Source organism: Xanthomonas sp. NCPPB 1826, from assembly GCF_056725285.1.
This window is the reverse complement of the sequence record NZ_CM161521.1, coordinates 314,693-329,611: the sequence shown is the minus strand read 5'-3', so window position 1 is coordinate 329,611 and position 14,919 is coordinate 314,693. Positions and strand designations below refer to the sequence as shown.

The 14,919-nt window shown below is 65.8% G+C and carries 12 protein-coding genes; 5 read left to right on the top strand and 7 right to left on the bottom strand.

The window, feature by feature from the left end:
- Window positions 1-2: 2 nt before the first annotated feature.
- The 3 genes from AC1PLA_RS01405 to aceB all read right to left on the bottom strand — a co-directional run bounded on the left by AC1PLA_RS01405 (window position 3) and on the right by aceB (window position 4,484).
- Window positions 3-1,079: a GGDEF domain-containing protein gene (locus tag AC1PLA_RS01405; protein WP_065033135.1), complete on the bottom strand. Its 1,077-nt coding sequence runs from the start codon at window positions 1,077-1,079 to the stop codon at window positions 3-5.
- Window positions 1,080-1,392: 313 nt separating this feature from the next.
- Window positions 1,393-2,688 carry an isocitrate lyase gene (gene aceA / locus AC1PLA_RS01400; RefSeq protein ID WP_481105417.1) on the bottom strand — a complete coding sequence of 432 codons (1,296 nt, stop codon included), beginning with the start codon at window positions 2,686-2,688 and terminating at the stop codon, window positions 1,393-1,395.
- Window positions 2,689-2,867: 179 nt separating this feature from the next.
- Entirely contained in the window at window positions 2,868-4,484 is a 1,617-nt protein-coding gene (aceB, locus tag AC1PLA_RS01395) for a malate synthase A (RefSeq protein WP_481105416.1), read from the bottom strand.
- A gap of 119 nt (window positions 4,485-4,603) precedes the next feature.
- Here aceB and AC1PLA_RS01390 point away from each other — a divergent pair, with 119 nt between their 5' ends.
- The 4 genes from AC1PLA_RS01390 to AC1PLA_RS01375 all read left to right on the top strand — a co-directional run bounded on the left by AC1PLA_RS01390 (window position 4,604) and on the right by AC1PLA_RS01375 (window position 8,499).
- Window positions 4,604-5,560 carry a LysR family transcriptional regulator gene (locus AC1PLA_RS01390; protein WP_481105415.1) on the top strand — a complete coding sequence of 319 codons (957 nt, stop codon included), beginning with the start codon at window positions 4,604-4,606 and terminating at the stop codon, window positions 5,558-5,560.
- Window positions 5,561-5,937: 377 nt separating this feature from the next.
- Window positions 5,938-7,200, top strand: a complete 1,263-nt coding sequence (locus AC1PLA_RS01385) for a cation:proton antiporter (RefSeq protein ID WP_481105414.1) — start codon at window positions 5,938-5,940, stop codon at window positions 7,198-7,200.
- A gap of 145 nt (window positions 7,201-7,345) precedes the next feature.
- Complete coding sequence (locus AC1PLA_RS01380; protein WP_024939022.1) at window positions 7,346-8,074, top strand: helix-turn-helix domain-containing protein; 729 nt, start codon at window positions 7,346-7,348, stop codon at window positions 8,072-8,074.
- Between the two features lie 77 nt (window positions 8,075-8,151).
- On the top strand, window positions 8,152-8,499 hold the full coding sequence (locus AC1PLA_RS01375) for a VOC family protein (protein ID WP_161961376.1): 348 nt from the start codon (window positions 8,152-8,154) through the stop codon (window positions 8,497-8,499).
- A gap of 158 nt (window positions 8,500-8,657) precedes the next feature.
- Here AC1PLA_RS01375 and AC1PLA_RS01370 read toward each other — a convergent pair whose 3' ends face one another.
- Window positions 8,658-9,290: a TetR/AcrR family transcriptional regulator gene (locus AC1PLA_RS01370; protein ID WP_481105413.1), complete on the bottom strand. Its 633-nt coding sequence runs from the start codon at window positions 9,288-9,290 to the stop codon at window positions 8,658-8,660.
- 101 nt (window positions 9,291-9,391) lie between these two features.
- Between AC1PLA_RS01370 and AC1PLA_RS01365 the strand changes: the two genes are divergently transcribed.
- Window positions 9,392-10,447: an MBL fold metallo-hydrolase gene (locus AC1PLA_RS01365; protein ID WP_104574452.1), complete on the top strand. Its 1,056-nt coding sequence runs from the start codon at window positions 9,392-9,394 to the stop codon at window positions 10,445-10,447.
- Window positions 10,448-10,621: 174 nt separating this feature from the next.
- On the opposite strand, the gene lepB is transcribed toward AC1PLA_RS01365, so the two are convergent.
- The 3 genes from lepB to AC1PLA_RS01350 form a co-directional block, all read right to left on the bottom strand.
- On the bottom strand, window positions 10,622-11,248 hold the full coding sequence (lepB, locus tag AC1PLA_RS01360) for a signal peptidase I (protein ID WP_047126362.1): 627 nt from the start codon (window positions 11,246-11,248) through the stop codon (window positions 10,622-10,624).
- A gap of 331 nt (window positions 11,249-11,579) precedes the next feature.
- On the bottom strand, window positions 11,580-13,748 hold the full coding sequence (gene dcp, locus AC1PLA_RS01355) for a peptidyl-dipeptidase Dcp (protein ID WP_181098372.1): 2,169 nt from the start codon (window positions 13,746-13,748) through the stop codon (window positions 11,580-11,582).
- Window positions 13,749-13,856: 108 nt separating this feature from the next.
- Window positions 13,857-14,873 carry an isoaspartyl peptidase/L-asparaginase family protein gene (locus AC1PLA_RS01350; protein WP_481105412.1) on the bottom strand — a complete coding sequence of 339 codons (1,017 nt, stop codon included), beginning with the start codon at window positions 14,871-14,873 and terminating at the stop codon, window positions 13,857-13,859.
- Window positions 14,874-14,919 lie beyond the last annotated feature (46 nt).

Sequence of the window (14,919 nt, the reverse complement as noted above, 5' to 3'; positions counted from 1 at the left end):
GCTCAGCGATTGTCCGACGTGGCTGCGTTGCCGGGTGGCTGCGTGCTGCCCGACCCCAGCGCTTCATGCATGCACAACACATTGCCGCCTTGCCGCTTTGCTTCGTACAGCGCGCTGTCGGCCAGCGTGTACCAATCGTTCCATGCCGCGTCGGCATCGATCATGCACAGGCCCAGGCTCACCGAGCAGCCCTGTTCGCTCTGGCCGTTCCACAGCCGCGCTTCCACTGCGCGCACGATGCATTCGCCGATGTGGTGCAGCAGCTCCCGGGTGCCCTGCGCGACCAGCACGCAGAATTCGTCGCCGCCGAGCCGGCAGGCCAGGTCACCGTCGGCGATCACCGAACGCAGCGCGTGGGCGACATTCTGCAGCACGCGGTCGCCAGCGAGATGGCCGAATTCGTCATTGATGCGCTTGAAACGGTCGCAATCGATCAGGATCAGGCCCACCCCGGGCACGCGACCGGCGCGCCGGCATTCCTGCAGATGCAGGGCGAGCCCGCGGCGGTTGTGCAGGCCGGTGAGTTCGTCGGTGCGGCTGAGTTCTTCGGTGTGGTTGAGCTGGTGCGAGGTGACGTAGAGGTTGTCCAGCGCCGCTTCCAGGTCGTGGTTTCGCCGGCGCAACTGGCGGATCAGCAGCTGCTCGTTGTTGACCACCCGCACGATGGAGCGGCGCAGGAAATGCGCCACCATCGACGGGTCGTGATCGACCAGGCGCTGGAAGTCCTCGTGCGCCAGTTCGATCAAACGGGTGTCGGTGGATGCGCTGGCGCCGGCACTGCGCGCATGGTCGCCGATCAACAGGCCAAGTTCGCCGAAGAATTCGCCCGGGCCCAGGTGCTTGAGCATCAGGTCTTCGCCGAAATCCAGATCGATCTGGCCACTGACCACGATGAACATCTGCGTGCCCACTGCACCGCGCTCGAACAGCGCCTGGCCGGCGGCCAATTCGCGGGCGCGGCCAAAGCGGGCGAAAAACCCCAGCTCTTCGGCAGTCATGAGCGCATGCAGCCCGTCCGACAGCGTCTTTGCAACGCTCCCCGTCGGCTCCACTGCGCCGGCAGTGTTATGGCACGTCATCCCAAAATCCCTTAGACCGACCTGCAGCGCCGGCCTGCCTCAGCATCGTACAGGAGCGTTTTGTTCAGCACCAGGTCACACTCCCTCTCATTAAGCTTGAGACGAAATGACGGGTATTGGCAAAAAAAATCGGGCTCGGTTTCCCGAGCCCTTCTCCCCTGCTCCCGGCAGAGCCCGCCATCCTCTTAGACAGGCCACCACCACCCCCAGCGTTGCTCTGCGGTGCTAGCGGGGGCTTGGCAGTGGGCGAAGCCCGCTGCTCCGTTTCACCCGTCAGCCGGCCGGCACGCGGTCGCGGCGCCTGTGCGCTGGGTTACGCGGCCTTCTCGCCATGAAACTGCTCCTCCTCGGTCGAGCCACGCAGCGCGGTGGTGGACGACTGGCCCTGCTGGATTGCCTGCGTCACCGCGTCGAAATAGCCGGTGCCCACCTCGCGCTGATGCTTGACCGCGGTAAAGCCCATCTCGGCCGCCGCAAACTCGGCCTGCTGCAACTCGACGAAGGCGCTCATCTGGCGGCGTGCGTAGCCGTGCGCCAGGTTGAACATGCCGTAGTTCAAGGCATGGAAGCCGGCCAGGGTGATGAACTGGAATTTATAGCCGTAGCTCGCCAACTCGGTCTGGAACCTGGCGATGGTGGCGTCGTCCAGGTTCTTCTTCCAGTTGAAGCTCGGCGAGCAGTTGTAGGCCAGCAATTTGCCGGGGAATCTTGCATGGATGGCTTGCGCAAAGGCGCGCGCAAAGTCCAGATCCGGCTTGCCGGTCTCGCACCAGATCAAATCCGCGTACGGCGCATAGGCCAGCCCGCGGCTGATTGCCTGATCCAGCCCGTTGCGCGTCTTGAAGAAGCCTTCGACGGTGCGCTGCCCGGTGGTGAACGGCTGGTCGTTGGCATCCACGTCGCTGGTGATCAGATCGGCCGCCTCGGCATCGGTGCGCGCGATCAGCAGCGTGGGCACACCCAGCACATCGGCCGCCAGTCGCGCGGCATTCAACTTTTCGATTGCCTCGCGGGTGGGCACCAGCACCTTGCCGCCCATGTGGCCGCACTTCTTCACCGACGCCAGCTGATCCTCGAAGTGCACGCCGGCCGCGCCGGCTTCGATCATCGCCTTCATCAACTCGAAGGCGTTGAGCACGCCGCCAAAGCCGGCTTCGGCATCGGCCACGATCGGCTGCAGGAAGTCGATGTCGTCATTGCCTTCGGCGTGATGCAGTTGATCGGCGCGCAACAAGGTGTTGTTGATGCGCTTGACCACCGCCGGCACCGAGTCGGCCGGATACAGCGACTGGTCCGGATACATCTGCCCGGCCAGGTTCGCATCGGCGGCGACCTGCCAGCCGGACAGGTAGATCGCCTTCAACCCGGCCTTGACCTGCTGCATCGCCTGGTTGCCGGTCAACGCGCCCAGCGCATTGACGAACGGCGTGGCGTGCAATGCATTCCACAACTTGTCCGCGCCCAGCCGCGCCAGCGAATGCTCGACATGCACGGTGCCGCGCAAGCGCACCACATCGGCGGCGGTGTAGTTGCGGGTGATGCCGGCCCAGCGCGGGTTGCTGGCCCAGTCTTGCTGGATCTGTTCGGCGGTCTGCAGTGTGCTGCTCATGGTGCGTTCTCCTGGCAGGGATACGACGGATGCAACGAGGAAGGAAGGGCGCAATGACACGCGCGCCGGGCATGGCAAGGCCGTCGTTGCGCGCATGGGCGCAACCGGCGGTGTGGTGCATGACGTGGATGGATTGCAGCGACAGCGCGCGTGCGCCGGCGTGTCGCTGCAGCGTTGGCTCAATCGATCAGGCGATACGCCGGCACGGTGAGGAAGTCGGCCAGTGCATCGGCGCGGCTGAGTGTGTCCAGCAGTGCAATGGCGTCGTCGATGCGTGCGGCGCCGGGCAGTGCATCGGTCGCGCCCAGGCGTGCCGGCAGCGCACGCAACGTGGCCTGCAACAGGGGCTGATCGATCGCAGTGCCGTCGTCCAGGTGCTGGCCGTGATGCAACCACTGCCACAGCTGCGCGCGGCTGATTTCGGCAGTGGCAGCGTCTTCCATCAGGTTGTGGATGGGCACGCATCCATTGCCGTCCAGCCAGGCGGCCAGATAACGCACGCAGACTTCGACATTGCCCTCGAACCCGGCGCGGGTGACGGTGCCCGGCGAAGGCGCGATCAGCATGTCGCGCGTCACCTGCACGTCGTTGCGCAAGACATGCTGTTGATGCGCGGTGTGCATGTGCTCGTCGAAGATCTTCATCGCCACCGGAATCAACGCCGGATGCGCCACCCAGGTGCCATCGTGTCCGGCGCTAACTTCGCGCAGCTTGTCGGCACGCACGCGCGCCATCGCCTGCTCGTTGGCGGCCTCGTCGTGATTGATCGGAATCTGCGCGGCCATGCCGCCCATCGCATGGGCGCCGCGGCGATGGCAGGTCTTGATCAACAGTTCCGAATACGCCTTGAGGAAGGGCTGGGTCATGGTGACCTGGCCACGTTCGGGCAGCACGCGGTCGCGATGCGCACGGAAGGTTTTCAGATACGAAAAGATGTAGTCCCAGCGGCCACAATTGAGCCCGACGATGCGCTCGCGCAGCGCGTGCAGGATCTCGTCCATCTCGAACACCGCCGGCAGCGTTTCAATCAGCACGGTCACCTTGATCTGCCCGTGCGGCAGGCCGAGCATCGCTTCGATATGCGCCAGCGCGGTCTCCCACAGCGCGGCTTCTTCCATGCTCTGCAACTTGGGCAGATACAGATACGGGCCACGGTCCTTGGCCAGCAGCGCGCGGCCGTTATGGAAGGCGAACACCGCCGCATCGAACAGGCCGCCGGCCAGCGGCTGCCCATCGATGAGCACGTGCTTCTCATCCAGATGCCAGCCGCGCGGGCGCACGATCAACACCGCGCGCTCGGCTTCCGGGCGCAACGCGTAATGCTTGCCGTTGGGCGCATCGAAGCTGAGATCGCCGCGCACCGCAGCGGCCAGCGTGCGCTGGCCGGCCAGCAGGTTGCGCCAGGTCGGCGCGGTGGAATCCTCGAAGTCGGCCATGAACACCCTGGCGCCGGAGTTCAGCGCGTTGATGACCATCTTCGGATCGGTGGGGCCGGTGATCTCCACCCGTCGGTCCTGCAGCACCGACGGCAGTGCGGCGACGCGCCAGTCGCCGTCGCGGATGGCGCGGGTGTCTGGGCGGAAGTCCGGCAGCTGGCCGGCATCGAACTCGGCCTGGCGGGCGCGCCGCTGGGCCAGGCGCTGCTGGCGACCGGGTTCGATCGCGCGGTGCAACGACACCAGCAAGGCCAGCGCGGCGGCCGGCAGCAGTTCTGCCTGGCCTGCGACCTGCGTGGTCAGCGACAGACCGGGCGTGGCGCGTTCGGTGGGACGTGGGGCAAAAGCGGTGGCAGACATGTCGGGGAGTCCTTGTGCGTCCGGACCTGCACCGTGCGCCGCTGGCAACTATTTGACAAAGCAGTTTTATCAATGCTGTAAATAAGCTTGACTTATATTGCGCTTCAGAACATACCCAGATGGCGCCAACCCCTCGATTTTCCTACAAATCCGACCGGCTCAAGCCGCTGCGCGCGTTCTGCCAGACGGTGCGTCTGGGGTCTGTCTCACGGGCAGCTGAGGCGCTATATGTGAGTCAGCCGGCAGTGACCCTGCAGCTGCAGGCGCTGGAACGCGACCTGGGGGTGGCCCTGTTCGAGCGCTCGGGGCGCCGCATGGCACCCAGCCGCGAGGGCCAGCTGCTCTACGACATGGCGCTGCCGCTGGTGGAAAGCCTGGACGGGCTGGAGACGAGCTTTCGCGAGAAGGTGCGCGGGCTGGACGCGGGCGAGCTCAATATCGCCGCCAACAGCTCCACCATCCTGTACCTGCTGCCGCGCATCGTGGCGAACTTCCGCGCGCGCCACCCGGACGTGCGGCTGACCCTGCACAACGCCATCAGCGCCGACGGCACCGACCTGCTGCGCGAAGACGCGGTGGACCTGGCGATCGGCTCGATGCTGGACGTGCCGGCCGACCTCAACTACGCGCCGGTGTATCGCTTCGAACAGCTGCTGATCACCCCGCCCGACCACCCCTTGGCCAGCAAGTCCACGGTCACGCTGCAGGATCTGTCGCCATATCCGCTGATCCTGCCGCCGCGCCGGCAGGTGACGTATCGCTTGGTCGATTTGATCTTCCAGCAGGCACGCGTGCCCTACACCGTGGCGTTGGAGGTGGGCGGCTGGGAAGTGATCAAGCAATACGTGGCGATGGACATGGGCATCTCCATCGTCACCGCGATCTGCGTCACCGATGCAGACCGCGACAAACTCGCCACCCGCTCGCTGAAGGACTACTTTCCCACCCGCAGTTATGGCGTGGTGGTGCGCAAGGGCAAATATCTGTCGCCGCAGGCACGCGCATTTATCGAGCTGATCCAGGCGGATCTGTTTACCCCGCGCGGGTATGACGAGAGTGGCGATTCGGAGCGGTGAGTCTGCTGCCTGCTGTGCAGGCATGAGCTCGCATCGCACCTGAGCTTGCTCGCCAGGCACGGCGTATGAGGCTGCTACGCGCGCTCCATCTGCGATGCCGTGTGCGACATGCGGGTTGCCGTTGAAGGCGTCGTTCGATCAAGCCGTGCAAGCGCACACAAGCAGCACCGACGGTTGGCTCCTGCTGCAGTACGAATCACTACGCACTGCGCGGCATCATGTCGGCTCGATGCCACTGCACGGCGGCTGTCGTCATAGACTAGGCCGATGCTATGGGGACGGCATGTCTGCTGATCAGTCCGGGGAAACAACTGACCAGATGCGCAGCCGTCCCGCACTGCAGAAGCGAGCCGACTCAACCAACCAAGGCTGACGCAATGAATCCGACCATGCTGTTGCTGGTGCAGTTGGCGCTGATACTGGGCGCAGCGCGTGCATGCGGTGCGCTGCTGCAACGCTTCGGGCAGCCGCCGGTGATCGGCGAAATGGCCGCCGGCCTGCTGCTGGGGCCGATCGCATTCGGCGCGTGGCTGCCGGAGTTGCATGGCATGTTGTTCGCCCCCAGCAGCTTGCCGCCACTGTCGAGCCTGGCCAACATCGGCGTGGTGCTTTTCATGTTCATCGTCGGCGTGGAGTTGCGTGCGCCGGAAGGCACCACTGCGCAGGTGCGCGCGTCGGTGCTGGTGGGGCTGTCCGGTATCGTGCTGCCGTTGCTGCTGGGGCTGGCCGCCGCACCGTGGTTGTTTGCGCGCTTTGCTCCACAAGGCATCGGCTTCTGGCCCTTCGCCTTGTTCATTGCCGCAGCGATGTCGGTGACTGCGTTTCCGGTGCTGGCGCGCATCCTCAAGGACCGCAACATGACCCGTACGCCAGCCGGCCGCCTGGCCCTGGGCGCGGCGGTGATCGACGATGCCACGGTGTGGATGTTCCTGGCGATCGTGCTCACCCTGACCGGCGGCAACAGCCATGGCGGCGTTGCGTTCACTGCGGCCGGTGCCGTGGTGCTGATTGCGGTGGTGTTCGGCGTGTTGAAGCCGGTGTATGCGCGCGTGCTCACCCCGCGCGCAAGCGATGGAGGCTATGCGTCAACGGCGCTGGTGTGGGTGCTGATCGGTGTGCTGGCCTGCGCCGCAGCGGCTGAATGGATCGGCCTGCATGCGATCTTCGGCGCATTCCTGTTCGGCATCTGCGTACCGCGCGATGACCGCCTGCTGGAACACCTGGCCGGGCGCATCGAACCCCTGGCGATCACCCTGCTGATGCCGGTGCTGTTTGCGGTCGCCGGCCAGGCCACCAGCCCCGGTGTGTTTGTCGGCGCAGGTGTGGCGGGCTTTGCGTTGGTGGTCGGCGTGGCGGTGACCGGCAAGCTGGTCGGCTGCACCCTGGGCGCGCGCCTGGGCGGCCACGATTGGCGCGATAGCCTGAGCGTGGGTTCGCTGATGAACGCACGCGGCCTGATGGAACTGGTGGTGATCAAGATCGGCCTGGACAGCGGCGTGATCGGGCCCGACCTGTTCACCCTATTGTTCGGCATGACGCTGGTGACCACGGTGATGGCCTCGCCGATGGTGGCCTGGTTGCAACGCGGCCGGCACACCGTCACCGCCAGCGGGCTGGGTGCGGGTAACCAGCCGCATTGACGAGGCAGCGCCAGCCTGCCGGATGCGGCCACGATGGTTGCGTCGGCGCGGGCCTGCGATGTCGATCGAATGCGGTCGACGCCATGCACTCTCATCGCTGCGGCCACCGAGCCGCACGGCATCCACCTCTTCGCACAACACACTGATGTCCGAACTCTCCGAGTCCTGTTATGCCGAAAGCCCGGCACCGCCGGCGTTACACGCGCAGCTGCAGTGCAGTTGGCGGTTTCGCCAGGGCACGGCCGCAACGGACCCCGTGCTGGTCTTGCCCGATGGCAGCGTCGATCTGATCTGGGATGGCACGCTGCTGTTGGTTGCCGGGCCCGATCGCACCGCCGCCATGGCAGCGCTGGCACCGGGCAGTGCGCTGAGCGGGGTGCGCCTGGCAGCGGGTGCGGCAGCCGGCCTGCTGAAGCTCCCGCTACATGCCATTGCCGACCAACGCGTTGCACTGGAATCGCTGTGGGGCGTGCAAGGGCGCACCTGGCAACACCGCCTGGAAGACGGTGCCGACCCGCTGCACACCTTGCAGGCGCTGTGTCGACAGCACGGCACATCGCAAGACCGCCAGATGGCGTGGCTGTTCGATCGATTGAGTGCCGGTACCCCCGCCCGGCTGAGCGAATTGACCCAGGCCCTGGGTCTCAGCGAGCGCTCGTTGCGCCGTCGCTGCCAGGATGCGTTCGGCTATGGCAGCAAGACGCTGGAGCGGGTGCTGCGTCTGCAGCGCTTTTTGCGTATCGCCGGCCAGCACCGCAGTCTGACCGACGCCGCGCTGGATGCCGGTTACGGCGATGCGCCGCACTTGGTGCGCGATGCGCGCCAGCTCACCGGCCTGAGCCCACGCGTGTTGGTACGGCGCCACGCACGCTGAGTTGGCCGTTTTCGCCAAGCCAGGCACGCGCGCCGACTGCATGCTGTACCTCCACTCCCGGAGGACGCCACGCCATGATCGACAACACGCCGCAGCACCGCATCGACTACCTCGAATTCGCCGTCGACTCGATCGCCATCGCCAAGGCTTTTTACGGGCAAGCCTTCGACTGGACGTTTCAGGATTACGGCCCGGATTACTGCGAATTCCGCGACGGCCGGCTGAGCGGCGGCTTCTTCCACGGCCCCGCCCAGCCCGGTGGTGCGCTGGTGGTCCTGGCCTCCGACGACCTCGCCTACAGCCAGGCACGTATCGAAGCGGCGGGCGGGCACATCACCAGGCCGGTCTTTGCGTTTCCCGGCGGGCGACGTTTTCATTTCACCGATCCGCATGGCTATGCGCTGGCGGTGTGGTCGAAGGACTGAGCGTGCAACATGCGCAGGCTGCAGCGGCATGGGTTGCACAGACAGCGCGGCGCAAGACGCAGTCGTTGCACCTGCAGCGCTGCGGTCGACCTGCAATGCGAGGAAGGTCCGGCCTGCGATGCGGGGCGGCGCTGCGCCGGAACGCGCAACGCATGCCATCACTCGCGCCCGTACAAACCCAGGAACATCGCTACTGCCGATTCGGCCACCTGGGCGCGTTGCTGCGGCGACAGCGGCGGCTGGCCCATGGCGATCTGTGGCCAGAACGCGAAGCCCTTGATCAGTGCCTGCAGTTGCTGCGCACCGACCTCCGGCTCCACGCCCGCCAGCCGGCCGTCGGCCAGTGCGGCGCGCACCCAGGTGGTGGTGCCTTCTTCCTTGCTGCCCAATTGCGCGATCAGCGCACGCGCGCGCTCGGGCGAATGGATGCCTTCGGCAATGGCGACACGCGACAGGTCGATAAACGCCGGGTCGTCGAGCAGGTGCAGCTTCTGCTGCAGCAGCTGGATCAGCTGCGCGCGCAGCGGCTGGTCGGACCGGTAGACAAGATTCACCGCGTCGGCGCTGCGTTGCCACAGCCCGCGCAGGATCTCGCCGAACAGCGCGTCCTTGCTGGGGAAATGGTTGTAGACGGTGCGCTTGGACACGCCCGCGGTGGCCGCCACACGGTCCATGCTGGTGGCCTCGAAGCCATGCCGGCGGAACTCGACAATGGCCGCCTCGACGATGGCGTGGCGCTTGCGGTCGGTCAGCCGCTGCGGCGCGGGCTGGGGGGAAGATGCGCTCGACATCGGATCATGTTACACCGGACAGTTTACTTTCAGCGGAATGAAACTACACTGCTCAGTGTAATTTCCTCCTGCTGTCGTTCCCTGCCCCGGTCGGACTCCCCATGGCTTCCTCTCGCCCCTCCCCGTATGCCGATTCGCCGCAGTTTCGCGGCGGCCGGTTCCGCAATGCGTTGCCGCTGCCGACCACCGCACTCAGCCTGCGCAAGCAAATCGGTCTGATCTGGACGTTTCTCTTCGACAAACCCAGCACCACGGTGCCGTCCGCGCCACTGCCGGTACAGCCGCTGACACGCGCGCAACTGCTTGCCGCGCCCGATCGCAGCCTGTATCGCCTGGGCCATTCCACCGTGCTGATGAAGCTGGCCGGTGGCCTGTGGCTGACCGACCCGGTGTTCTCCAGGCGCGCCTCGCCGGTGCCGTTTGCCGGGCCCAAGCGCTTCCATGCGCCACCGATCGCGCTGGACGAGCTGCCGCCACTGGCCGGGGTGATCCTGTCGCACAACCATTACGACCACCTCGACCGCGCCAGCATCCGTGCCCTGGCCGACCGCGTCGGCGTGTTCGTCGCGCCCCTGGGCGTGGGCGATCTGCTGGTGCGCTGGGGCGTGGAACCGGCCAAGGTGCGCCAGCTGGACTGGTGGGACACGATCAACATCGATGGCCTGCAGCTCACCGCCACCCCGTCGCAGCATTTTTCCGGGCGCGGCCTGTTCGACAGTGGGCGTTCGCTGTGGTGCTCCTGGGCAATCCAGGAACGCGAGCTGCGCGTGTTCTTCAGCGGCGACGGCGGCTATGGCCCGCACTTCAAGACCATCGGCCAACAGCTCGGTCCGTTCGACGTGGCGCTGATCGAAAACGGCGCCTACGACCAGCAGTGGCCGCATGTGCACATGCAGCCGGAGCAGAGCCTGCAGGCCTACCTGGACGTCGGCGGGCAGACCCTGCTGCCGATCCACAACGGCACCTTCGACCTGGCCATGCACGCGTGGCAGGAACCGCTGGACCGGATCGTGGCCTTGGCCGACAGCGCCGGCGTTGCGCTGGCAACGCCGCGCATGGGCGAGCGGGTGGATCTGAATGCGCCCGGCAATCGCCTGCGCTGGTGGCGACAGGATGCTGCGACACAGGCATCGGATGGCTTGGTAGCGCCGCGCTAGCCAGTGCATGGCGGCGCGGCGCATGAGCAGGTGGCGGTCGCGCGGTTGCCCTGCGTCATCGTCATGGTCATCGAAGCAACGTGCGCGGTTGCTGCCGACAATGCCCTGCGCTGCCTCGCTAGCGCAGGGTGCTAACGCCGTCGCTTCTGCTGGCGTCTACGCGCAGACCACGCATCACAGGCGCTGCCACTCCAGCCCTTCGCCACGCCGGTAATACACCGCCACCGCCTTGCCGTAGACAGCCGCTGCATCGACCAATCCAAAGTAACGTCCATCCAGGCTGTTGCCGCGGTGATCGCCCAGCATCAGCAGCTTGCCGGCCGGCACAGTCAGCCCGGCGATGTTCGGGCCGCCGCCATTGCCGAGATTCAACTGCGCCAGGTGCGCGCCGAAGCGTTCGGCATCGCCACCTTCCACTGCCAACGGCTTGTGGTTGATTTGCAGATGGCCATCGATCAGGTCGACCCGGTCGCCTGCCACCGCCACCACACGCTTGATCAGGCGTGTGCCATCGCGCGGCGAATCGAATACCACCACCTCGCCACGCTGCGGTCGATCGCCATCGACGAGGATGCGGTTGCTCAACGGCAATCGCCAGCCGTAGGCATGCATGTCCACCACCACACGATCGCCCGGCTCCAGGGTGGGCTGCATCGAACCGCTCGGCACCTGGTAGTGATTGGCGAACGAGGAACGCGCTGCAGTCATCAGCACCAGCAGCACCAACAACGGCAGCAGTTCCTTGCGCGACCAGTGCGCGGCGCGTTGCAGACGTGAGGTGGTCGCAGTGGCTTGGCTCATGAGGCACCTGTTGGTGTGAATGATGGCGGGGGATGGCCTGCTGAAGATGCGCTTGTGCAGCGGGTCGGTGGAAGTGACGAAAGGCATGGCACCAGTTGGGTGTTACTTCGAATGCTGCTTCGGTCACTGCTCCGCTATTGCCAGTTCCGCTGCGGGCTGGCGGCCCCAAAAGGCAACAGCAAAGCACCACCGGTGAAGGCAATCGCAACACCATCGCCTGATGCACGCATCTACAAACAAAAACGGGATGGCGCGTGGCCATCCCGTTTCGATTGCTGTTGCAGCTACTGCACACGCATGCGCCAACGACGCAGGCGCGTCATCCAGTCGCTCACTCCGTCAGACCGCGATTTTCCAGCAGCGCCTTGACGCTCGGATCCTTGCCGCGGAAATCGCGATACAACGTGGCCAGATCGACGGTATTGCCGCGCGAAAGGATCTTGGCGCGGAAGGTGTCGCCGTTCTTGCGGGTCAGGCCGCCGTTTTCCTTGAACCATTCGAATGCGTCGTCGTCGAGCACTTCCGACCAGAAATACGCGTAGTACCCAGCCGAATAACCGCCGCCCCAGATGTGGTCGAAATAGCTGCTGCGATAACGCGGCGGCACTTCGGCCAGGTCCACCTTGAAGCGCTTCAAGGCGTCGGCTTCGAACTTGCTCACGTCCTGCAGCGGCGCATCGGCCGGCTGGGTGTGCCAGGCCAGATCGAGCAACGCGGCCGACAGGTACTCGGTGGTGGCGTAGCCGCTGTTGAAGGTCTTGGCCTTCTTGATCTTCTCCACCAGCTCGGCCGGCATCGCCGCGCCGGTCTGGTAGTGCTTGGCGTAATTGGCGAAGACCTTGGGATCGGACGCCCAGTGCTCGTTGAACTGCGAGGGGAACTCGACAAAGTCGCGCGAGGTGCTGGTGCCGGCGATCGAGGGGTACTTCACCTTGGAGAACATGCCGTGCAGCGCGTGGCCGAACTCATGGAACAGCGTGGTGACGTCGTCGAAGCTCAGCAGCGCCGGCTGGCCGGCGGCCGGCTTGGTGAAGTTGCAGACGTTGTAGACCACCGGCTTGGCACCGGTGAGACCATCCTGCTCGACGAACACGTCCATCCAGGCGCCGCCGGACTTGCTGTCGCGCTTGAAGTAGTCGGTGTAGAACAGCGCCATCGAGGTGCCGTCCGCGTCGAACACTTCATACACCTTCATGTCCGCGTGATAGGTCGGGATGTCGGTGCGCTGCTTGAAGGTGATGCCGTACAACTGCGTGGCCGCGTAGAAGACGCCGTTCTGCAGCACGTTGTCCAGCTCGAAATACGGCTTGATCTGCGCCTCGTCCAGGTCGTACTTGGCCTTGCGCACCTGCTCGGCGTAGACGTCCCAATCGGAGGCGGCGAGTTTGAAACCACCCTTCTGTGCATCGATCACCTTCTGCATTTCGGCCACTTCGCGGCGCGCCTTGGCGGTGGCCGCCGGCACGGTGTCGGTCAGCAGCTTGAGCGCGGCGTCCGGGGTCTTGGCCATCTGGTCGCCCAGGCTGTAGGCGGCATAGTTGTCGAAGCCGAGCAGCTTGGCCTTCTGTGCGCGCAGCTGCGCCAGGCGCTGGATGGTCTGGCGGGTGTCGTTGGCATCGCCCTTTTCCGCGCGCGTTTCCGAGGCCTTGAGCACGTCGGCGCGCAGCTGGCGGTCCTTCAGCGAGGCCAGCACCGGCTGCTGGGTGGTGTTCTGCAGGGTCAGCAGATACTTGCCGTCGAGCTTGCGCGCCTTGGCCGCATCGGCGGCGGCGGCGATGTCGCCCTCGCTCAGGCCGTCGAGCCTGGCCTTGTCGTCCACCACCACCGCACCGGCGGCCGAAGCGGCCACCAGACGGGTATGGAACTGGGTGGAGAGCGTGGTTTCTTCGATATTGAGCTTGCGCAGGCTGGCCTTGTCGGCCTCCGACAGCTGCGCACCGGCGCGCACCAGCTCTTCGTAGTCGCGCTCGACCAGACGCTTCTGCTCCGGCTCCAGGTTCAGCGTGTCGCGCTGGTCATAGATCGTCTTGACGCGTGCGAACAGCTTCGGGTCGAGATTGATCTCGTCCTGATGCGCAGCCAGCTTGGGCGCGATCTCTTCCTGGATCTTCTGGCGTGCATCGCTGGTATCGGCCTGCACCAGCCCGAAGAATATGCGCGACACGCGCGTGAGCGTTTCGCCGCTGCGCTCCATCGCCTCGATGGTGTTGTCGAAGCTGGGCGGCTCGGGGTTGTCGGCGATCTTGCGGATGTCGGCCAGGTGCAGGCGCATGCCTTCTTCGAAGGCCGGCAGGTAATCGGCGTCCTTGATCTTGTCGAACGGCGGCGCCTGGAACGGCAGCGTGCTGGCGGTCAGCAGCGGGTTCGGCGCGGCATCCGCGGCCGGGGTGGTGGCGGTCTTTTCGGGCACGGTGGTGGACTCCTTACCGGACGAATCTTTTCCAGAACAAGCAGCCAGTGCCAGGGTGATGGCAGCGGCCAGAACGACGGTACGCGACATGGCGTGTGATTCCTGAGTGGGTAGCGCAGCCGGTCACGCTAGCGGGTTTGCGCAGCGTCGGCATGTGCCGTTGGATTGGGAAGATGGGTGCGATTGGGGATGCGCGCGCTACAGCGTCTCGTCCTTGAAGATCGCCACGTGCGGGGTGCCGTCGGCGCCGATCCAGCCGCGGTACATGCCTTCGGTATTGAACGGGAATGCGGCGTTGCCCTGCGCATCCAGCGCGATGGCACCGCCGTCGCCGCCGGCCTTGGGAATCTCCTGGTCGATCACCGTGTCGGCGGCCTGTTGCAACGACTGCCCGGCGTATTTCATGCGTGCACAGATGTCGTAGGCGGCCACCGCGCGGATGTAGAACTCGCCCCAGCCGGTGCCGGACACCGCACACTGGCTGTTTGCATAGGTGCCGGCGCCGATGATCGGCGCATCGCCGACACGACCGTAGCGCTTGTTGGTCATGCCGCCGGTGGAGGTGCCGGCGGCCAGGTGTCCCGCGCGATCCAGCGCCAGCGCGCCCACCGTGCCGAAATGCTTGGCGGTTTCCAGATCCAGTTCGGCCTGCGCCTGGCGGTCGCCGGCTTCGGCCTTGCGCGCTTTCTGCAGCTGCTGCCAGCGCTTGTCGGTGCGGAAATAACTGGGGTCGACCAACGTGACGCCCTGCTCGCGCGCGAATTGTTCGGCGCCGTCACCAACCAGCATCACGTGCTTGGAATGGTCCATGACGCTGCGCGCCAGCTGGATCGGGTTCCTGACCGTGTGCACGCCGGCAATCGCGCCGGCCTTGCCGGTGGCGCCGTCCATGATCGCGGCATCCAGTTCGTTCTTGCCGTCATGGGTGAACACCGCACCGCGCCCGGCGTTGAACTGCGGCGCATCCTCCAGCACGGTGATGGTGGCCGCCACCGCATCCACCGCACTGCCGCCACGTTGCAGCACCGCATGCCCGGCACGCAGCGCGCGTTGCATCGCCTCGCGCGCCTGCGCCTGTTCCTCGCTGGAAAGGCTGGATTTCTCCACCCCGGCGCCGCCGTGGATCACCAGCATCGGCGTGGCCGCCAGCAGCGGGCCGGCAGCAAGCAGGAGGGAGAGCGACAAACACAGTGCGCGTGCGGACAAGCCCATCATGGTGTTTCCTCGGTGGAGGCAGCGAGGTGCCCGGCGGCGCCGGTCA